The 22,840-nt window shown below is 32.4% G+C and carries 12 protein-coding genes; all 12 read left to right on the top strand.

Annotated elements, in window-relative coordinates:
* Positions 1 to 657 precede the first annotated feature (657 nt).
* Positions 658 to 3,774 carry a glycoside hydrolase family 2 TIM barrel-domain containing protein gene (locus RHP49_09545; GenBank protein ID WNH11164.1) on the top strand — a complete coding sequence of 1,039 codons (3,117 nt, stop codon included), beginning with the start codon at positions 658 to 660 and terminating at the stop codon, positions 3,772 to 3,774.
* A gap of 52 nt (positions 3,775 to 3,826) precedes the next feature.
* Entirely contained in the window at positions 3,827 to 4,858 is a 1,032-nt protein-coding gene (locus RHP49_09550; protein ID WNH11165.1) for a family 43 glycosylhydrolase, read from the top strand.
* 327 nt (positions 4,859 to 5,185) lie between these two features.
* On the top strand, positions 5,186 to 5,347 hold the full coding sequence (locus tag RHP49_09555; protein ID WNH11166.1) for a hypothetical protein: 162 nt from the start codon (positions 5,186 to 5,188) through the stop codon (positions 5,345 to 5,347).
* Positions 5,348 to 5,922: 575 nt separating this feature from the next.
* Positions 5,923 to 8,043, top strand: a complete 2,121-nt coding sequence (locus tag RHP49_09560) for an alpha-N-acetylglucosaminidase (GenBank protein WNH11167.1) — start codon at positions 5,923 to 5,925, stop codon at positions 8,041 to 8,043.
* Between the two features lie 36 nt (positions 8,044 to 8,079).
* On the top strand, positions 8,080 to 9,402 hold the full coding sequence (locus RHP49_09565) for a sugar MFS transporter (protein WNH11168.1): 1,323 nt from the start codon (positions 8,080 to 8,082) through the stop codon (positions 9,400 to 9,402).
* A 47-nt stretch (positions 9,403 to 9,449) separates the two neighbouring features.
* Positions 9,450 to 11,378 carry a glucosamine-6-phosphate deaminase gene (nagB, locus tag RHP49_09570; GenBank protein WNH11169.1) on the top strand — a complete coding sequence of 643 codons (1,929 nt, stop codon included), beginning with the start codon at positions 9,450 to 9,452 and terminating at the stop codon, positions 11,376 to 11,378.
* 111 nt (positions 11,379 to 11,489) lie between these two features.
* The gene (locus RHP49_09575) at positions 11,490 to 14,540 is read left to right on the top strand and encodes a TonB-dependent receptor (GenBank protein WNH11170.1); all 3,051 of its coding nucleotides are present in this window, start codon (positions 11,490 to 11,492) and stop codon (positions 14,538 to 14,540) included.
* A gap of 27 nt (positions 14,541 to 14,567) precedes the next feature.
* A complete protein-coding gene (locus RHP49_09580) occupies positions 14,568 to 16,196 on the top strand; it encodes a RagB/SusD family nutrient uptake outer membrane protein (GenBank protein ID WNH11171.1) in 1,629 nt (542 codons plus the stop codon).
* A 163-nt stretch (positions 16,197 to 16,359) separates the two neighbouring features.
* Entirely contained in the window at positions 16,360 to 18,705 is a 2,346-nt protein-coding gene (locus tag RHP49_09585; GenBank protein ID WNH11172.1) for a GH92 family glycosyl hydrolase, read from the top strand.
* Positions 18,706 to 18,712: 7 nt separating this feature from the next.
* A complete protein-coding gene (locus RHP49_09590) occupies positions 18,713 to 20,986 on the top strand; it encodes a GH92 family glycosyl hydrolase (GenBank protein ID WNH11173.1) in 2,274 nt (757 codons plus the stop codon).
* Positions 20,987 to 21,083: 97 nt separating this feature from the next.
* A complete protein-coding gene (locus RHP49_09595; protein ID WNH11174.1) occupies positions 21,084 to 21,650 on the top strand; it encodes a hypothetical protein in 567 nt (188 codons plus the stop codon).
* 117 nt (positions 21,651 to 21,767) lie between these two features.
* The gene (locus RHP49_09600) at positions 21,768 to 22,838 is read left to right on the top strand and encodes a phosphatidylinositol-specific phospholipase C1-like protein (protein ID WNH11175.1); all 1,071 of its coding nucleotides are present in this window, start codon (positions 21,768 to 21,770) and stop codon (positions 22,836 to 22,838) included.
* Positions 22,839 to 22,840: the final 2 nt, after the last annotated feature.

The raw sequence follows: 22,840 nt of genomic DNA on the forward strand, positions 1-22,840 counted from the left end.
AATTAAATTATGAGAATGTTAATGAAAACCGAGGTTTAGTAAAATTAATTTTGATTATATTGCATTAAATAATTTAATAATCAGAAAACTAAAAACTGCATACGTTTTTGCATACGATTTTATAATTTGATGGCTTGTGAGCCCAGCAAACGTGTTTGAAATTTGATTAGCACGGAGCTCATAACCCGAAGGTCACTGGTTCGAGTCCAGTTCCCGCTACAAAGCTTCACGCTAATAAACTCAACGGATTGTGTTCTCACAATCCGTTTTTTTATGTCCTCAATTTTCTTACTTTTACAGAAAGTACTCGATTCCGTACACGTTTTGGGCTTGATCTCTTTTGTTCGTGAAACCTATTTTTGTTACAAGGTTATGGATGCTAAAGAAATATTATTTAGGCGAACTTTACAGGTATAGATAATTAAATTTGATAAAATCTGTGCTGTGTACTACATATAGATACAAATCCATGTGAAGTCGAATAATAAAATTAAAAAGCTGAATATGAGATATAGTTCTGGGAAATTTCTCTGACTTGTTGTTGCAACTCTAGAATATTTCCATACATATGATTAATATGTCTATGTAATAATTTACAATTATCTTTAACTTCACATTTTCAAATTCTAATAGGTTTATAAATTATTATATTTTAATATGAAAAACTTCATTTTCTGCGTACTCGTAATTCTTTGTCAAAATACATTTAGTCAAAACGATTGGGAGAATCCAAGAATGTTTCAACAAAATAAAGAAAAAGCAAGAGCTTCTTTTTTTACATATTCAACATTAGAAAAAGCCAAGCTCAATGATCCGAAAAATGAAGAAAACATTAAGTGTTTAAACGGCAATTGGAAGTTTAATTTTACAGATCATTCAGATCAAGGTATACCAGATTTTCAAAAGGTTGGTTTTGATGACAGCAAATGGGATGAAATTCCTGTGCCTGGTAATTGGGAGTTAAATGGATTTGGATACCCTAATTATACTAATATGGATTACCCATTTGAGAAAAATCCACCTTTTATAAAAGCATCACAAAACGCAGTAGGATCATATATAACGTATTTTAACGTAGATAAAAATTGGTTAAAAAGTGACGTTTACATTCAATTAGGTTCTGTTAAATCGGGTTATTATTTATGGGTAAATGGAAAAAAAGTTGGTTACAATCAAGACTCTAAACTTCCTGCAGAATTTAATATAACACCTTATTTGAAAGAAGGAACTAATAAGTTAGCAGTTAAAGTTTTTAAGTTTACAGATGGTAGTTATTTAGAGGATCAAGATTTTTGGAGATTATCAGGAATTCAACGCGATGTATATCTTTTTGCCAGACCAAAAATTCAAATAAGAGATTTTTTTGCCAAAGCATTATTAGGTGCTAACTATAAAAACGGTGCATTTAGTTTAGAAACCGAAATCAAGAATACTTCTAATAAAAAAGCATCTCATTTAAAATTACAATATCAAATTCTAGATGCAGATGGAACAGAAATACTGTCAAATGAATCTACTTTTAATTCTAAAGGTTCTAGTGTCAATACGCTAAATTTTACAGGTGAAATACTAGATGTAAATAAATGGTCTGCCGAAAATCCATATTTATATACATTATTGATTGATCTAAAAGATAGCAAAGGCAAAACCATTGAAGCCTCTTCAATAAAAATAGGGTTTAGAACTACCGAAATAAAAGGTGGGCAATTGTTGGTAAATGGTAAACCAATTCTGTTAAAAGGGGTAAATCGTCATGAACACAATCAAGATTTTGGACATGTTGTTAACAAAGAAGATATGTTGGCAGACATCAAAATGATGAAACAGAATAATATTAACGCGGTTCGTACTTGTCATTACCCAGATATGCCATTGTGGTATAAGCTATGTGATCAATACGGTTTGTATCTGTATGATGAAGCGAATATAGAATCTCATGGTATGGGCTATAATCCAGAAAACACACTAGCCAACAATTCAGCTTGGAAAGCAGCTCATGTAGAACGAATTACCAATATGGTAAAGCGAGATAAAAACCATCCGTCTATAATTGTTTGGAGTATGGGTAATGAAGCAGGTGATGGACCTAATTTTTTAGCTGGTTATAAAGCTATTTTAGAACTAGACAAAAACAGACCAATACATTATGAGCGTGCTGAGAGATTATCGGACGTTAAAGAACAGCACACCGATATTATAGGTAACATGTACCAATCTATAGAAGGTGTTGAACAATGGTTAGAGACAGATGCTAAAAGGCCTTTTATTTGGTGTGAATATGCACATGCTATGGGAAATAGTAGTGGGAACTTTAAAGAATATTGGGATCTAGTAAGAAGTAATAAACAATTACAAGGTGGCTTTATTTGGGATTGGATGGATCAAGGTTTAACAAAATATAATGCTGAAGGTGTTAAATTTTGGGCTTATGGCGGACATTTTGAACCAGAAGGTGTGCACCATGATAATAACTTTTGTTTTAACGGATTGGTCGATCCAGACATGACGCCACACCCAGGTTTGTTTGAAGTTAAAAAAGAATATCAAAACATCCATTTTAAAAATCTAAAAGTTTCGGAAGGTATTATTACTATAGAAAACGAAAACTTTTTTTCTGGTTTAGAAGATTATATCATTCGTTGGGAGTTATTGGAGAACGGTGCCGTAATACAAAAAGGTGTTTTCAACCCAACAGGTGTTTTGCCACAAACGGACAAAGAATTCAAATTAGGATTAAAGGATTTTAATCAAAAAAACGGAAAAGAATATTTTTTAAATATTTATGCATTACAAGGAGAAGAAACCGAATTGATTCCTTTTGGACATAGAGTAGCTACTCAACAGTTTGCTTTAACAACATTTGATAAAATGGTTGTTAAAGCAATAACTTCAAATCAAATACAGGTTATAGATGCATCAGAAGTAATCCATATTACTGGCGAGGATTTCGACATCCAGATATCTAAAAAAACAGGTGCTATCTCATCTTACAAATTGAATAATTATGAACTGATGAATGAGCCTTTGGTGCCAACGTTTTGGAGAGCTCCAACAGATAACGATTTTGGTAATAAAATGCCAGAACGTTGTGAGGTGTGGAAAGAGGTCGTGAATAATACAATGCTAGTAAGTATCAATTATAAAAAAGTATCTTCATTTGAAGTAATAGTTAATTCTAAGCTTAAATTACCAACTGTAGAAGGTGATATAGATATTGAATATACTATTTATGGTAACGGGAAAATAGATGTGAATTATAAATTTAAAGCCTCTAAATCTGATTTATCTGAAATACCACGTATTGGTATGGTTTTCAGAATGCCTAAAGAATTTGCTAATCTTGAATACTATGGTCGCGGTCCTTGGGAAAATTACATTGATAGAAATACAGCAGCTTTTGTAGGTAAGTACAGTTCAAAAGTAGCAAATCAATATGTTGCTTATGGTAGACCACAAGAAAACGGCCATAAAACAGATGTTAGATGGCTTAGTTTGAAAAATCAAATAGGTTTAGGCTTTGAAATTGAGGCAAACGGAGAAACGATAGAGTTTAATGCCTTGCACCATAGTACTAATGATTTTGATCCTGGAAAGAAAAAACTATTAAGAACCCCAGCAGATATAAAAGATAGAGATTTTGTTGAAGTTCATATAGATCATAAAATGATGGGTGTTGGCGGAGATACGAGTTGGGGAGCCAAACCACATGCGTCATATATGTATTATGCGAATAAAACGTATCAATATTCGTTTTCTATAAATCCCAAGTTTTAATTGAAAAACTTTAAATGAGTTCATAGATAAAAAATAATTCAATAAAAAGTAAATGATGATTAAAATTATTAAACGATTAAAAGTACTTCAAAAGGTATCATATTTATGCTTTCTATTTTTAATAATATTCAGTTGCAAACAAAAAGCAGAATCTAAAAAAGTAGAAAAGCCTGCATTAGTAAAAATAACCAACCCTATCGTTGACGGTTTTTTTGCAGATCCAAGCATGGTTAAATTTGATGGCAAGTATTATATGTATGCCACTATAGATCCTTGGGGAGGCGATGAGTTAGCTGTATTTGAATCATCAGATTTTAAAAATTGGGAACAAAAGCATATTAATTGGCCAACTAAAGAGGCTTGTATATCACCAACATCCAATAATAGTAGGGTTTGGGCTCCTAGTGTAATTCAGGCCAATAACGGAAAATTTTATATGTACATCTCTGTAGGGAGTGAAGTTTGGGCTGGTGTTAGCGATAAGCCATTAGGGCCTTGGAAAAATGCTAAAGAAGACAAAACTCCATTTATAAAAGGAGATATGTTTCCTGAATACCACATGATAGATGCTGAGGCTTTTATTGACGATGATGGACAAGCTTACCTATATTGGGGTTCTGGTTTAAATTGGGTAAATGGACATTGCTTTATTGTTAAATTGAATAGCGATATGGTGTCTTTTAATGAAGAAGACATAAAAGATATTACACCGCCTCATTACTTTGAAGCGCCATTTATGTTAAAGAGAAGCAATAAATATTATTTAATGTATTCAGATGGGAAATGTACAAATAGTACATATAAGGTTAGGTATTCAGTAGGAGAAACTCCTTTTGGTCCATGGACAGAAGGTAAGAATAGTCCAATATTATCAACATCAAAAGATTCTACAACCTTAGGCCCTGGACATCATGCTATGTTTAAAGAAAACAATCAAGATTATATTTTATACCATAGAATTAAAGATAATAAAAATGATACCCTTTTAAGAGAAATAGCTGTGGATAGTTTAAACTTTGATTCAGAAGGCAACATGTTAAAAGTAGTTCCGCAAGATGGTATAATTAGTTTTATAAATAATTAGATAATAAAAGAGTCAACTTTTTTATTGTTTTAGTAGCTACCATTATATTAAGTTCTTGTGGAAAGACAACCTATATGATATGATAGTTGAGATTATTATGGGACAACAAATAGATCTAGATGTTTTTTAGATTCTGTTTTAGAATGAATTTTTTGCATTTTGGAAATATTTATATATAGGTTTTTCTGAATTAACAAAAAGATAGTTTCTGTACAAGGAACTATCTTTTCTTGGTAGTATTGATTTTTAGATAGCACATTTAGTCAAGGTATAGAAAAGGAATCTACTTGTTTTTACAGTCGTCAAGACGATGCAATAAGTCTGTAATTGCCATTTTTTAATATGCCAATGCCTATGTGTTTAGCAAAAGTAATAGCGAATACTACTTTTTTTGATTCTCAGAATAATACACAAACTTCAAATACTTTTATAGGTAAATCAGTATTTCACCTTACTGAAGGTGTTGCACAATTCTCAACATCAACTTAATTCTAAATAGTATCCTAGATTTACATTTAGCATAATTGTAAATAAGCGATGTGATGTAAGTCCTATGTACTTAATGAAGTGTAAATGTTGTAAATGTAATTCAGGTTTCTAAAAAATAGAATGGATTAAGCCTCGTAAAGGATAAAATACAATTTGTCTATGTTTTTGATTAATGTGTCCATTTCAAAACGAATCATTGGTTATAAATTTATCCTAGTTAATAAAGTTTAAATAAGAAGGATTAGTTACCCTTCTTTAAGGCATAAAAAACATGATATTTATTTAGATATAACATTTCTATGTTATTGTTATAAAAAATAAAACAGTTGTTTTTTATGTAAATAGTAGTTGTTTGGTTTAGTAGGGAGATGATTTATTCTACAATAATTTATTCTCCCTTTTTTTTACAATTTTTTGAGTAGCATAACTGTCATTAATTTTTATAAAAAGCTTTAATAAGATTCCAATTTAATTGTATTATCAAAATGAGAGAACACCATTTAAATAAAAATATATATAATTCGCTTAAAATTAATTTTCAAATTTTGATAGTCTTGTTTTTGTCATGTTTTAATATGTCATGTAAAAATACTGAAGAAACAAAAAGTTCATTTGCCGTTATAGAAAAACTTATAGGTAATCGTGCAAATGAATTTGAACTAAGTATTATAGAAAAAACACAGTCTAATAATGAAGATTGGTTTGAGGTTAAAACAACAGACAACAAAGTTACTATTAAAGGAACATCTAACACAACTATTTGTTATGCAGCCTATAGTTTTCTTAAAGATATTGGAGCTGTTTTAGTGAGTTGGGAAGGTAATAGAATTGATTTACCTAAAACATGGCCTACATATTCTAAAAAAGGAACAACGCCTTTTAAATACAGAGAATATTTAAATGCTTGTGTGTTCGGTTATACAACGCCTTGGTGGGATTGGGAGCGTTGGTCTAAGGAGATAGATTGGATGGCATTACATGGCATTAATTTACCAACAGCACTTGAGGGGCAAGAAATTGTTTGGCAACAATTATGGAAAGAATACGGGGTGTCTGATGGTGAATTACAGGAACATTTTGCGGGACCTGCATTTTTACCTTGGCAACGCATGGGTAATATAAATAGTCATGAAGGTGTATTACCGCAAGAATGGATTAATAAAAAGTCAGATATTCAGAAAAGAATATTGCAAAAAATGAGGGCACTAGACATGCATCCTGTTGTACCAGCTTTTAGTGGCTATGTGCCAAAAGCATTTGCAGAACAACACCTTGATTCAAAAATAAGTGAATTAAGTGCTTGGGCCGGTGGTGGTTTTGAAAGCACTTATTTATTAGATCCAAAAGACCCTCTATTTAAAGAAATAGGTATACGTTTTATTGAATTATATACTAAGTTATACGGCGAGTCAAATTTTTATTTAGCCGATTCTTTTAATGAAATTGAACCTCCTGTATCCAAAGAACACAAGAATGAAGAATTATCAGATTATGGGAAAATTATCTATGAAACCATAGATGAAGCTGCTCCAGGGGCAACATGGGTCATGCAAGGTTGGCTTTTTGGTAATGATAAAGAATTTTGGACAAAAGAAGCTACCAAATCTTTTTTAAACAAAGTGCCTAACGACAGACTTATCATTCAAGACTATGCTAATGATAGATATAAAGTTTGGGAAAATCAAGAAGCCTTTTATGGTAAGCAATGGACCTATGGCTATGTACATAATTATGGGGGTTCAAATCCTGTTTATGGCGATTTAAACTTTTACAATCAGGAACTTAAAAGCTTATTGAGTCGCTCTAATAAAGGGTATCTAGTGGGTTATGGTGTTATGCCAGAAGGGTTAAATAATAACTCTGTAGTTTATGAATATATTTATGATCTTCCTTGGGCACAAGGGCAAGAACCAGTGAAAAATTGGTTAAAAACGTATTTAAATGCTAGGTATGGAAAAACGCCTAAACCCGTTTTTAAGGCTTGGCAATTACTCATAGAATCTGTATATAGTACAAAATATTGGGAAACACGTTGGTGGGATAGTAGAGCAGGAGCATATTTGTTTTTTAAACGACCTACATTAAAAATATCAACGTTTAAAGCAAGCCCAGGCGATAAAGAAAAGTTAAAACAAGCTTTGGATATTTTGGTTAAGGAATCAAAAAACTATGATAAAAACAGTCTTTTTCATTATGATTTAATAGAAGCATCCAGACAGTATGGCTCTTTAATTATTGATGATTTATTAATAGAATGTGTTAAAGCCTATAATGATAAAAATATAGAAAAAGCAGATGCTCTATTTAATGATATTGAGAAAAAAGCTTTAGAATTAGATAACATGCTTTCAGGGCAACCCTTAAACAATCTAAACTATTGGTTAACATCAGCTTGGGATTATGGAGAGTCTCCTGAAATATCAAAAATTTATTTAAAAAATGCTAAAATGCTAATTACTATGTGGGGTGGTAATGATCATTTAAATGATTATGCATCTAAATCATGGCAAGGGATGTATAAAGAATTTTATTGGCCAAGGTGGAAAATGTTTTTGCAAGCACTTAGAGTATCCGCAGTAAATAATAAACCTTTCGACGAATTAAAAGAAAGGCAATTAATAAAAGAATGGGAAACAAATTGGTGCAAAAATGATGACATGCATTACTTAAATACTAAAAATTTCCAATCACATTAAGAAAACCAAAAGGGTTTTAAAAGAAATAATATATTTATGAAACAGACCACTATTTCATCCAATAATACGTTAGTTCCTATCATCATTATTGCCAGTCTATTTTTTATTTTCGGTTTTGTCACTTGGATAAATGGTGCATTGATACCATTTATGAAAACTATTAATGAACTAACCGATGCACAATCTTATTTTGTAGCTACAGCGTCCTATATTTCATTTGTTGTTATGGCGTTGCCTGCTTCTTATATTCTAAACAAAATCGGATATAGAAAAGGGATGTCTTTAGGCTTAATTATAATGGCTATTGGAGCTATGGTATTTATACCTGCAGCAGAAGCAAGAACCTATTGGGTATTTTTATCAGGTATTTTTATTCAAGGAATAGGAATGACTTTGTTACAAACAGCCGCCAACCCTTATATCACCATTTTGGGACCTATTGAAAGTGGAGCAAAACGTATTGCTATTATGGGTATTGCAAACAAAACGGCAGGAGCTTTGGGCTCATTGATTTTTGGAGCTTTATTACTCTCTGGAATAGATGACGTAAAAGAGAAATTAGGAAGTGTATCTATTCAAGAAAAAAATGTCCTTTTAGACACTATGGCCGATAGTGTTTTTATGCCCTATTTAATTATGGCAATTGTTTTATTTGTTTTAGGACTGTTGATTAGAAAGGCACCATTGCCACATGTAGAAGCAATAGAAGCTAAAGAAATAAAAGAAGGAGAAACAACAAAAACCAGTATTTTTCAATTTCCTAATTTATGGTTAGGAGTACTAACATTATTCGTTTATGTAGGAGCAGAAGTGATAGCTGGAGATACTATTATTGCGTATGGAATATCTTTAGGGTTCTCTGCCGTAGATGCAAAATTCTTCACCACATTTACCCTTTTAGCGATGGTGGCTACTTACGCTTTAGGAGTTATTTTAATTCCTAAATATTTAAAACAGGGTATGGCTCTTAAAATTAGTGCTGTATTAGGAATAGTTTTTAGCATATGTATATTATTTACATCAGGGTTTACATCGGTACTTTTTGTCGCATTTTTAGGTATTTCAAATGCTTTGGTTTGGCCAGCTGTTTGGCCTTTAACTTTGGATGGTTTGGGCAAATCTACTAAAACAGCATCTGCTTTATTAATTATGGCAATTTCAGGCGGAGCCATAATTCCTCCATTATACGGAAGGTTGGTAGATGCTAATACAAAACAACTTATTGTTAATGGAATGAATGAATCTGAAGCCATAGCATCAGCTGCTACAAGTAGTTATTGGATTTTAATTCCCTGTTATTCCATCATATTGTTTTTTGCTGTGTGGGGACATAAATATAAAAGTTGGTCTAGAGAATAGTTCATTAGAATAAAAATAATATATAATCAATAAATAAAACAAAAGCAATGTTAAATAGTAGTATAGATAAAGCAACAAGTTTTGAAAAGCGATTTGAAAATGTAGAAACTATAGTTTACGAAAATTCAACAGAAGCTTCTAAGTCTGTAGCCAGAGAAATAGCAGATCTAATAAGAGTTAAGCAAAACCAGAAACAGCCCTGTATATTAGGATTGGCAACAGGATCTTCTCCTAAAGGATTGTATGCCGAATTAGTAAGGTTGCATAAAGAAGAAGGTTTAAGTTTTAAAAATGTGGTATCATTCAATTTAGATGAATACTATCCTATGGAGCCAGATTCTATAAATAGTTATGTCCGTTTTATGAAAGAACAGCTGTTTAACCATATCGATATATTGCCGGAAAATTATCATGTGCCAGACGGTTTACTTTTAAAGGAAGAAATAGCCGAATATTGTAATGCTTATGAAGCAAAAATTGAAGCTTTAGGAGGTTTAGATTTGCAGATTTTAGGCATTGGTGGTAATGGTCATATTGGGTTTAACGAATCAGGATCACTTCAAAACTCAAAAACTAGATTAGTAGCTTTAGATCACATTACAAGAGTAGCGGCTAGTAATGATTTTTCTGGTTTGAATAATACACCAAGAACCGCAATTACTTTAGGTGTTAAAAAAATAATGGAAGCTAAACGCGTAATTTTATTGGCTTGGGGCGAAGGAAAATCAAATATAATAAACGCCTCGGTAGAAGGAACGGTTACCAATCTGGTACCAGCTTCTTTTTTGCAGGAACATAACAATGCTACATTTGTACTGGATAAATCTGCTGCATCAAAATTAACGCGTATCAATACACCTTGGCTAGTTGAAAAGGTGGATTGGTCAGATAACCTCATAAAAAAGGCTGTTTTAGGCTTAGCGTTACATTTAAAGAAACCTATCTTGATGCTTACCGATGCTGATTATATTGAAAATGGAATGAGCGATTTATTAGCAGACTCAGGTCCAGCTTACGATATTAATATTCAAATATTCAATAAATTACAAAATACCATTACAGGTTGGCCAGGTGGTAAACCGAATGCAGATGATAGTAAACGGCCAGAGCGTGCCGAACCAGCCAAAAAGCGAGTACTCATTTTTAGTCCTCACCCAGATGATGATATTATAAGTATGGGTGGAACATTTAAGCGTTTACAAGAGCAAGGACATGAAGTACATGTAGGATATCAAACTTCTGGTAATATTGCGGTAGCAGATGATGAAGCATTAAGGTTTGCAAGTTTTGTATGTGATTATAATGACAAATTTGGAATTGAAAGTGAAGATGCAGTAAACATCTATAAAAAAGCAATTACTTTTCTTAAAAACAAAAAGGCTAGTGAGATAGATATTGAAGAAGTAAGATATATAAAAGGTCTAATAAGAAAAGGAGAAGCCCAATCTACTTGTTATTTTGTTGGTTTACCAGATAGTCAAATTCATTTTATGGAGCTTCCTTTTTATGAGACAGGCAGTATTGAGAAAAAACCTTTAGGAGAAAAGGATATACAATTAACCATGGATTTGATAGATAAAATTAAACCTCACCAAATTTATGCGGCAGGCGATTTAGCAGATCCTCATGGAACCCATAAAGTATGTTTAGATGCCATTTTTGCTGCAGTAAAAGCATTAAAACCTAAAAAATTTATGAAAGATTGTTGGGTTTGGTTGTATAGAGGTGCATGGCAAGAATGGAATGTCGATGAAATTGAAATGGCCGTACCAATGGGGCCAGATCAAGTGCTTGAAAAGCGTAAAGGAATTTTTAAACATCAATCACAGAAGGATGGCGTCGTGTTTCAAGGAGCAGATAGTAGAGAATTCTGGCAACGTGCCGAAGACAGAAACAAAGAAACTGCACAAATATACCATCAATTAGGATTATCGCACTACGCAGCTATGGAAGCTTTTGTGAGATGGGACTATTAGCCTAATAAATACAAGGGGTAATCAAAATGTCCATATTTTGGAATGATATATCCATCTTGTAATGAGGCTTTAACAATAAATTAGCACAACTATAAACTAAAATTAAATAATATGGAGAAAATTAAACTCTTAATGATAGCCTTAATAATAGGCTTTTCATCAACATCATGGGCGCAAATAGATGTCTCTGGTGTAGTAACAGACAATCAAAATATTCCTATTCCAGGAGTTAATGTTGTTATTAAAGGTACTTCAACTGGTAGTGCCACAGATTTTGATGGTAAATATGAAATTAAAGCCAATGTTGGAGACGTACTTGTGTTCTCCTATTTGGGTTATCAAACATTAGAACTTGCTTATAGTGGAGGGGCTACTTTAGATGCAAAGTTAAACGAAGATGCGGCTCAACTAGATGAGGTAGTCGTAATTGGATACGGTTCTGTAAAGAAAAGTGATTTAACAGGATCTGTTGTGCAAATTAGTTCTAAGCAAATAGAACAAGCTAATAAAGTAGATGCTGTTTCTGCTTTACAAGGTCAATCAGCAGGTGTTGTTATTCAACGTACGGATAATAAACCTGGAGGAGGAGGTTTTAATATTCGTATTCGTGGAGCAAGTACTATCAATTCTAATGATGCTAATGGATTTAATCCTGGGCAAAATCCATTATTTATTGTAGATGGGATTTTCGTAGATGATATTTCATTTTTAAATCCTGCGGATATTAGCAGTATGAACGTGCTTAAAGATGCTTCTGCAACTGCTATTTATGGATCTAGAGGTAGTAATGGTGTAGTTTTAATTGAAACTAAGCGTGGTAAAAGTGGTAAAACTAAAGTAGACTACAGTAATTATGTTGGATTTAAACAAGCTTATCATTTACCATCAGTTTTTAATGCTGCTGAATATGTTAAATTTGTTAAAGACGCTGCTGTAGGAGGTCAATTTGTTTCAGGAAATACAAGTTACAGAGCAAGTGATGTAGATGTAACAGATGGTATATTTGATGCAGAAGAACAGCAAAATATTGCCGAAGGTATTGATACTGATTGGATTGATCTAATGCTTAAAAACGGTTTTCAAACGAATCATACTTTAGGTTTAAGTGGTGGAAATGATACAACTACGTATTCAGCTGGTTTAGCTTATACAGAAGATGAAGGAACTGCAGAAGGAGAAGATTATACTAGATATAATATTAGAGGAAGTTTAAGTAGTGATCTTAATGATTGGTTGAATATAAGTGTTAGTAACTATGTTACTTCAGTTGTTCAAAATCAAGGAAGTTATGAAGGGTTTAGAAGTGCTTATAGATTAAAACCAATTGGTCGACCTTATAATGACGATGGGTCTTTACGGTTTTTTCCAACAAATAAAGAAACTCAAATTACAAATCCTTTATTTGAAGCAGGTGGAGAAATTAGAGAGACTAAATTTTTACAATACATAGGAGATATTGCTATAGAAGTTAAACCAATAGAAGCTTTAACAATTACATCTAAATTTTCACCTAATCTAAAATATACAAGATTTGGTGAATATCGTTCATTGTATACAAAAAGTGTTAGTGGAAATGCGTCAAATAGAAGAGCTCAAGTAAATAACTCTAACTATTTTTCTTATGCATGGGATAATATTTTTAACTATAAGTTTAATAAAGGTGATCATGCTCTTGATGTTACCGCTGTAATTTCTAGATTTTTAGAACGTCGTGAAGGATATTATAATCAAGTTAGAAATTTTACTACTGATGAATTTACCTTCTATAATTTAGATGCAGGTTTAGATATTAGAGATGTTTCTAGTGATTTTTCTAAACAAACTTTAGAATCTTACACTAGTAGAATAAATTATACCTTAAAGGATAAGTACTTGTTTACTGTTACTGGACGTTATGATGGTGCTTCTATTTTGGCAAAAGATAATAAATGGGCATTTTTCCCATCAGCAGCTTTTGCTTGGAAAATTATAGATGAGGGTTTCATGCAAAATCAACAAACTTTTTCTAATGCTAAGCTTAGATTGAGTTACGGTGAAACAGGTAACAATGGAACAGGAGGAGGATTGTATCCTCTTGGATCTCAATCTCTATTAGGAGCAAGTGCAACTAATTTAGGAGACCAAGCAGTATCTACTACATATGTTACTGGTATAGCAAATAAAGATCTTACTTGGGAAAGAACGACTGAGATAAATTTAGGTCTTGATTTTGGGTTTATGAATAACAAAATCAACGGATCTATTGATATTTACAATAGAGATATTGATGGTATTATTTTTGAAAGACAATTACCTACATTAACGGGGCTTAATCGTCTTGGAGTATTTGAAAACATTGGTTCTTCTAATAATAAAGGTATTGAAATTGCATTAAACACAATTAACGTAGATAATGGTAATTTTAAATGGACAACTAACTTTAATTTTGCATCTAATAAAAACGAGTTAAAAAAACTAGCTAATGGAAATATAGATATTCCTTTTAATGTAGGAGGTACTAGCCTTATTCATAGAGTAGGTGAGCCAATAGGTGCTATTTATGATTATGAATTTGCAGGTATATGGCAATTAGATGAAGAAGCTGAGGCAGCATCTTATGGTCAAATTCCTGGACAAGTTAAGGTAACAGATGTTACAAATGATGGTCAAATTACTTCTGCTGATAGAAAAATAATTGGTCAAGTAACACCAAAGTGGACTGGTGGTTTTACTAGTACTATGAATTATAAAAACTTCGATTTTTCATTCATGATAAATACAAGTCAAGGGGCTAAAATGAGAAGTAATTTCCATGCTAACTATGCTTGGGGATGGCAAGAACAACCTCAAAGAACATTTAATGGTTATAATGTTGATTATTGGACACCAGAAAACCAATCAAATGATTGGAATCAACCTGGAAACCCTGGACCTTTCGGTCATGCTATTCAATATAAAGATATTTCATTCACTAAAGTTGGTTTTATAACATTAGGCTATAAGCTTCCTTCTACAATATTAGAAAAGCTTAAAATTAGTAACTTAAGAATTTATGCAACAGTACAAAATCCTTTTGTATTTACAGATTATGATGGATGGGATCCTGAAAATGCCGGGAGAAACCAATGGGGTGCAGCTTATATGTCACGTACATTAATGACAGGTATTAATTTAAGCTTTTAACTAATCATTAAATTAAATTTAAGAAAAATGAAAAATATTAATAATAGATTAATTTTAATATTACTTACAATTGGTGTGTTAAGCACAAGTTGTGAGAGTTACTTAGAAGAAGAGAATAATTCTTTTTTAACTATAGAGAACACAAGTTCTAACCCAGATACTTTCGACCAGTTAGTAGCAAGAGTTTACGAGAGAGCAAGAGAAACTACAACGCATTATGCACCTGATATGTACTATACGCTTGAAGATTTGGGTACAGATATAGTTACCAGAGGTTCTGCAATATCAGGAGTTAGCGATATTAATGATTATGTAAATTTTACACCTTTAAACGGTGTAGTTGCTACATATTGGGCGAATCAATATAGCATAATTTCTGCAGCTAATACTGCTATAGATAATGCTGAAATAATTGAAGGAATTGAATCAGCAGTTAAAACAGTTGGAACAGGAGAAGCTAAATTTTTTAGAGCAATGTCTTATTTTAATTTAGTGGAAAATTTTGGTGGTGTACCATTAATAGTTAATCAAATTACAGATGCAAATGCCGAATATTCACGTGCAACTGAAGAAGCTGTTTACACGCAAATAGTATCAGATCTTCAAGATGCTTTAGCGGGTGTGCCTCCTACAGCAAGTGTTTATGGACGAGTATCTAAAGATGCTGTAAGGCATTTAATGTCTAAAGTATTATTAACTAGAGGTTATAAATCTTTTGGTTCGGGATCTGATTTTACAGATGCTGCTGCATTAGCAGATACAGTGATTTCAAATCACCCTTTGGTGCCTTCATTTGCTAGCTTAGTAGATATAACTAATCAGAGAAACTCTGAAGTTGTATTTTCATATTTATTTGGAAGTAATTCAGTAAGTAGAGGTTGGGGTAATTCTAGACACATGTTATACCAGTTTAGATTTTTTGATTATCCAGGTTTAACTAGAACACGTAAAGGTTTAGATCCTATGCCAACACCATTCTTTTATAGTCTTTTTGATGATGATGATGAAAGAGCAGAAGCTACATTTACAAGAGAGATTTATGCTACTGAAGATTATACAGGTAAAAACGGTGAAGCAGTATCTGCTGGAGAGTTAGCGATATTGTTACCAAAAACGGCTTGGACTCAAGCTGAAATAGATGCTGTGCCATATGCAGTAATTAACCCAGATACATATTTTACAAGTGATGGTATTACACCAGTACATTACCCTCAATTTATTAAGTTTGCTGATCCTTCAGTACCATTTACACAACCAGATCAATCTTCACAAGGAGAAAGAGATATGGTTATGATGCGATCTGGAGAAGCATATTTAATTGCTGCAGAGGCTTATTTTAAATCAAGCAATTCTATTGATGCAGCTGCACGTCTTACAACATTACGTTCTAGAGCGGGTATAACTATACCAGTAGTAGCTGGAGATGTAGATCTTGATTTTATTCTTGATGAAAGAGCTAGAGAATTAACAGGCGAAGTTAATAGATGGATGGATTTAAAAAGAACTGGAAAGTTAATTGAAAGAACTTTAATGCATAATCCGCATGCAAAATTTAATGATGCCTTAGAAGCAAAGCATCTCTTAAGACCTATTCCTCAAGGAGAAATAGACATTACTGGAGGAGCTATTACACAAAATCCAAATTACGATAATTAATAGCAGAATATTTATATAGTTTAGTTTTTAAATATAGGCAGGCGAGTAAATTGCCTGCTTATATTTTTTTAAACCAAATATTATCAAATTTAAGGGTTGTTTTGTCATTCTTAATTCTATAAAATTCCCTTCAAAGATTAACGTCATCAAAGATTAGAAGTCAATGAAATTGAAAAGAATTCACATTATAAAAAATATTGGAATAGGATTGTTTTTTCTTTTTTTCATTTCCTGTAAAGAAGAAAAAATAACAACTATTAAAAATACACAATTTGTCGATAATGTTTATCCATTACTTGATACAGATAATTCAAGATGGTTTTTCTTTTCTTCAGCGAGTCGTCCTTTTGGGATGGTTAATTTAAGTCCAGATACAGAAATAGATGGTGCATGGGGATCTGGGTATAGATATCAAACCGATACAATAAAAGGTTTTAGTCACATTCATGCGTGGCAAATATCAGGCTTGTCTATTATGCCTGTAACCATTTCTAAGGAAAACAAAAAACATATTTTCACCGATTTTTATTCATCATTCAATCATCAAAACGAAATAATAACTCCAGGCTATCATTTCTTAGAGTTAGATAGATATCAAATTAAGACAGAGTTAACAAGTACAAAAAGAGTAGGTTTACATAAATACTCTTTTCCAAAAAATAAAGAGGCAGGTATCCTTTTCAACTTAAATACCATTTTAGGTCCGTGTGAAAATGTAGAAGGCGAATTAGAACAAACAGGAGAACGTGAGTTGTCTGGCAAATTAGTTGCCGCTCCCACACACAGACGGCCAAAGCCATTAACCATATATTTTAAAGTTCAATTAAATGTTTCAGTACGTGCTATTGAAAGAGATATTAATACAGGTAATTATCTAGTTAGCATAAACAAAACAGATAAAGAAGTCTTATTAAAAACAGGAATTTCTTATACATCCATAGAAAATGCAACGATTAATATTCAACAAGAATTACCTCATTGGAATTTTAACAAAATAGTACAAGAGTCTAAACAAGAGTGGAATTCGTTATTAGGAAGAATTGAAGTTGAAGGCGGAACCACTGCTGAGCAAAGTAGATTTTATACAGATTTATGGCACGCGCTACAAGGTAGACGAATTATTAGCGATGTTAATGGAGCATATCCAGACAACACAGGTGAAACATTTAAAATAGGTCAATTACCATTAAACACTTTTGGGGAACCATTATTTAATCATTACAATTCCGATTCGTTTTGGGGTGCTCAATGGACAATTAATACGCTTTGGGGATTGGTGTATCCAGAAATTATGAAAGAGTTTACGCTTTCTTTAAATCAATATTATAAAGATGGCGGTCTTATTCCTCGTGGCCCATCAGGGGGCGATTATACATATGTTATGACAGGTGCATCTTCTACTCCTTTCCTGGTGAGTGCTATTCAAAAAGGCATCATAAAAGATGATTTGGAATCTATTTACTTAGCTCTTAAAAAAAATCATATGCTAAATGGTATTATGGGAAAAGCAGGATATGAGCATCATACAGATATTGGAGGTGGTTTAAAATATTATTTAAAAAACGGTTTTGTACCTCATCCTTTACCAGAAGATGGTAATTATGGTTTGCATCAGGATGGTACGAGTCAAACTATGGAGTATGCTTATCAAGATTGGACTTTAGCGCAATTGGCTAAAAAGTTAGGGTATGTTGATGATTATAATTATTTTTTGAAGCGTTCTGAAAATTATAAAAATGTATTTAATGAAGAAATAGGTTGGATGTCACCTAAAGATATAGATGGTACATGGAAAGTGGATTTTGATCCTTATCAATATGAAAATGGATTTATAGAATCTAACGCAGCACAATCAACGTGGTTTGTGCCTCATGATATTGACGGATTAGCTAATTTAATGGGAGGAAAAGAAAATGCAGTAGAAAAATTAAATAGTCAATTTGAAATGGCTCAAAATCTAAAATTCACATCAGGGACATCACATGATGCCGAATTACATCCTGAACACAGTCGTATTCCAATTAATTTCGGAAATCAACCTTCTATACAGACGTCATTTATTTTTAATCAACTTGGTAGACCAGATTTGACACAATACTGGACAAGAAAAGTAATTAAAGAAACTTTTAATGGATTAGCCACTAACACAGGTTATAATGGCGATGAAGACCAAGGTTTAATGGGGAGTTTAAATGTGTTATTAAAAATTGGTTTGTTTCAAATGAATGGAGGCACTGAAGAAAATCCAGAATATCAAATTGGAAGTCCTATTTTTAATAAAGTGACTATAAAATTAAACCCAGATTATTATTCGGGTAAGGACTTCGTAATTAAAGCAGAAGGAAATTCAGAAGAAAATATTTATGTAAATAATATTGAATTCAATAATACTGCTGTTAGTAATTACACTATAAAGCATAATGATATTACTAAAGGAGGTACATTAGTTTTAAAAATGTCTAAAGAAACTAATAATAAGTCAACGCTTTTACTTACCGAAAAAAGATAACTTAATTATGAAAAAAAAGATATTATTTATAGGGTTAATTGCAGTGTGTTTCAATATAATTTCTGCACAAAGTCAGTATCACAATTATGTAGATCCAATGATTGGTTCCGAAGGAACAGGAAGAGTGTTTATTGGTCCTTCGTGTCCTTATGGCATGGTAAAACCTAGTCCAGATTGTACAGTTAGCCCAAATAGTGGTTGGTTGCCAATGCCAAAAGAAGTAACAGGGTTTAGTCAGGTGCATGTTAGTGGTACAGGTGGTGGGCCAAAATATGGGAACATTCAAATTATGCCTTTTTCGGGTGATTTAAATAAAATAGATCAAACCTCATACAGAGAAGAAGAAAACGTAAAACTTGGATACTATGAGACTGTTTTTAAAGAGAATAATATAAAAACAGAAATAACCACAGGAGAAAAGGTGTCTTTTTATAGAATCACATATCCTGAAAATGCAACTAAAGATCTAAAGATTGATCCAGGTTTCTTTTTAGGAGAACCAAAAGAGCCAAATCCAGATGCTAGAGAAGCACAACAATTTGTAGGCTCTCAAATTGAAGTAGTTTCAGATACAGAGGTTAGAGGTTACAGCAGAATTAGAGGAGGTTGGAATAATGGTCGTGCTTATACTGTTTACTTTTGGGCTACTTTCGATCAGCCAATAGCAAATTATGTCACTTGGAAAGATGGTGAGTTTTATGTTAATCAACCATCCCAATTTGATTCTGGTAAAAAAACAGGTGCTTTACTCTCTTTTGGTAATCAAGGAAAAAAAGAACTTAATGTTAAAATTGGTATTTCGTTTTTAAGTTCATTAAAAGCAAAAAATAATATTGAAGTAGAGATTCCACATTGGGATTTTAATGCCGTTTTGTTAGCGTTAGAAAATAAATGGGAACACTTGTTAAGTCGTATTACGCTATCAGATGATACTTCTGAAACGTATAAAAAAATGTTTTATACGGGTTTGTATCATACCATGATAATGCCTGTTGATAGAACGGGAGAAAATCCTTTATGGACTAATAATGAACCTTATTACGATGATTTTTATTGTATTTGGGATACCTTTAGAACATCTAGTCCATTAATTACACTCATAGATCCTGACCGAGAGGTTGAGATTATTAATGCGATGTTAAATATTTATAAACGTGATGGCTATTTGCCAGAAGGCAGAAGTGGAAACGAAAATGGACGAACCCAAGGTGGTTCTAATGCCGAAACAGTTATTGCCGATGCATTTGTTAAGAATTTAAAAGGGATAGATTATGAGTTAGCCTTAAAAGCTATGCTTAAAGATGCCGAAGTACCTCCAGGAGGTAATGAAGAAAAAGAAGGACGCGGCGGATTAGTTGATTATTTACAATTAGGCTATATCCCTTATGGAGTAGATAGAGCAGGTAATAGAACTATTGATTATGCTTATAATGATTACAATATAGCTATAGTTGCCAAGGGGTTACATCACGATGGTATTTATGATAGATATATAAAACAATCTGAAAATTGGAAAAATTTATGGCGTGCAGATTATGAAAATAATGGTTCTACAGGATTTATTATGCCTAAAGATGCTTCAGGTAATTGGCTGGACGAGGTAGTTTTCGGGGAATCAAAAATTCAAAAGCCTACATTTAAGTATACGCCAACAATTACAGAGTCTCCATGGTATGTTTGCCATTGGTGCGTGTTTTTTTATGAAGGGACGTCTTGGGAGTATTCTTTAAGTATTCCTCATGATATTCCTGAAGTTATCAGTAGGTCTGGAGGAGATTTAGCTTTTAAAAATAGATTAGATACCTTCTTTGATGAAGAATTATACGATGTGTCAAATGAACCTTCTTTTTTAACACCTACTATGTATCACTGGATTGGGCGTCCAGATTTAAGTAGTGATAGAATTCGACATATTATTAACAATAATTTTAATAGTTCGCCAAAGGGTTTGCCTGGTAACGACGACTCTGGAGCCATGTCTTCTTGGTTGGCTTTTCATATGATGGGATTGTATCCAAACGCAGGACAACCTTATTATTTAATAAATACCCCGTTAGTAAAAGAGGTGACTTTAAAATTGAAGGGTGATAAGTCTTTCAAAATTTCTGCTAAAAATTTAAGCGATAAAAAGAAGTATATTAAAACAGCCTCATTAAACGGGAAACCATATAATAAAGCATGGATTTTACATGAAGATATTGTTAATGGTGGGGAATTAATATTAGAAATGTCAGCAAAACCATCTTCTTGGGGAACAACTATGTTGCCACCAACAAAATAATTAAGATATGAAATCCCAACAAATTTAATTTGGTTTATCAACCAATGATGAATATGGGGATTACATCTGACAATTAAAAAACAATAAAAATAAACAGATGAAAAACATCATTATAATAATCATTTTTTGTACGACGTATCATGTGTGTTTGGCACAAAATAATATACCATCAATTAAAAATAATACGGCTTTACATTATATCTGTAAGTTGCATGGACAAACAAGAACGTTGTCTCTTATTAAAGAAAAAATTTCAGATACTTTAGTGTTTCATTTAGAAACACGAGGCGTAAAAAGCAGTATCAGAATGATGCCGGAAGCGGTTAAAAGCGGCACGGAATTGAGTTTTAATCAAGGTGAAAATGCACCCATTTTAGTTTTGAAACCTACGGAAACGTTTTTTATGATTTCGCAATCAGCTTACCAGGATTTATTAAAAAACGACCAATTTGTTTATAATAATACTACGTATGTATTAGATAAAAGTGAAGAAACGGATCCTGTGATTATTGACGGAATAGCACTATCAACTTTGCACGTGGTAGCACAAATTGATAACACGGAAATGTGGATTTTACAAAATCCTAAACTTCCCTTACTATGTAAAATGACTAAAAACCCATTGGGGATAAATTTTACGCTCACTGACATTGTTAGTGAATGAAGTTTTGCACTTTATAAGTGCATCTTAAGTATTTATCAACAGAAGATACATGTTAACCTAACAGATTAAATACCATGACGAACGGGTAATATTTGAAGTGATTAAATAATAAATCGAATGAATCGTACGATACTAAAGTTTTATCTTTTTCAAATTATAATAGCGATATCTTTTTGTAGTTGCAATAATAATGACACACATTTAAATGATATACAGGTGATAGGAAGTCATAATTCTTATAAAATAGCCATTGAAAAACCTTTATTCAATTATATATTTCAATTAGATTCTTCCAAAGCAAAATCATTACAATACACACATTTATCATTAGAGAAGCAATTAGATTTAGGTTTACGGAATTTAGAATTAGATGTTTTTTACGATCCCAATGGTGGTTATTATTCGAATCCTAAAGGGTTGGAAATAGTGAGATCTTTGGGAGAGGAACCCCAAGTTTTTGATAAAGAGCAGAAACTTAATGCGCCAGGTTTAAAAATGTTTCATATTCAAGATATTGATTTTAGAAGTCACTATTTGCTGTTTAAAGATGCTTTAGTTGCTCTAAAAAAATGGTCAGATACTAATCCAAATCATACTCCAATTTTCATTTTAATGAATACAAAGGATCAAGTGATAGAAAATTTGCGAGAGCCATTACCATTTTCGGCATTGGCTTTAAGTAGTATTGATACCGAGATTAAAAGTGTGCTTCCGCAAAGTCAATTAATTACCCCCGATTTGGTAAGAGGCAATTTTAAAACATTAGAAGAAGCAATTCTTAAAAATGGTTGGCCTGAATTGACTGGTGTTAAAGGGCGTTTTCTTTTTGTCTTAGATGAAAAAGAAGATAAAATCAATAGGTATTTAGAAGGGCATCCTTCGTTAAAAGATAGGGTTTTATTTGCAAATAGTAAAGAAGGACGCCCAGAAGCAGCCTTTAGAATTATAAACGACCCTATTAAGGATTTTGATTATATAAAAGAATTAGTTGCCAAAGGATATATCGTTCGTACAAGAGCTGATTCTGGTACTAAAGAAGCGAGAACTAATAATTATATCCCTTTTGAAAAAGCCAAAGAGTCTGGTGCACAAATAATTTCAACGGACTATTATATACTATCAACCTTATTTCAATCCAATTTCATAGTATCCTTCGATAATGATACTTTTGAAAGAATAAAAAAATAACC

This window comes from Flavobacteriaceae bacterium HL-DH10 (assembly GCA_031826515.1).
Lineage (GTDB): Bacteria > Bacteroidota > Bacteroidia > Flavobacteriales > Flavobacteriaceae > Thalassobellus > Thalassobellus suaedae.

What these genes read in the sequence shown, in the direction of transcription:
- RHP49_09545 (WNH11164.1), top strand. Translation starts at nt 658, where the DNA reads ATGAAAAACTTCATTTTCTGCGTACTCGTAATTCTTTGTCAAAATACA.
- RHP49_09550 (WNH11165.1), top strand. Translation starts at nt 3,827, where the DNA reads ATGATGATTAAAATTATTAAACGATTAAAAGTACTTCAAAAGGTATCA.
- RHP49_09560 (WNH11167.1), top strand. Translation starts at nt 5,923, where the DNA reads ATGTCATGTAAAAATACTGAAGAAACAAAAAGTTCATTTGCCGTTATA.
- RHP49_09565 (WNH11168.1), top strand. Translation starts at nt 8,080, where the DNA reads ATGAAACAGACCACTATTTCATCCAATAATACGTTAGTTCCTATCATC.
- nagB (WNH11169.1), top strand. Translation starts at nt 9,450, where the DNA reads ATGTTAAATAGTAGTATAGATAAAGCAACAAGTTTTGAAAAGCGATTT.
- RHP49_09575 (WNH11170.1), top strand. Translation starts at nt 11,490, where the DNA reads ATGGAGAAAATTAAACTCTTAATGATAGCCTTAATAATAGGCTTTTCA.
- RHP49_09580 (WNH11171.1), top strand. Translation starts at nt 14,568, where the DNA reads ATGAAAAATATTAATAATAGATTAATTTTAATATTACTTACAATTGGT.
- RHP49_09585 (WNH11172.1), top strand. Translation starts at nt 16,360, where the DNA reads ATGAAATTGAAAAGAATTCACATTATAAAAAATATTGGAATAGGATTG.
- RHP49_09590 (WNH11173.1), top strand. Translation starts at nt 18,713, where the DNA reads ATGAAAAAAAAGATATTATTTATAGGGTTAATTGCAGTGTGTTTCAAT.
- RHP49_09595 (WNH11174.1), top strand. Translation starts at nt 21,084, where the DNA reads ATGAAAAACATCATTATAATAATCATTTTTTGTACGACGTATCATGTG.
- RHP49_09600 (WNH11175.1), top strand. Translation starts at nt 21,768, where the DNA reads ATGAATCGTACGATACTAAAGTTTTATCTTTTTCAAATTATAATAGCG.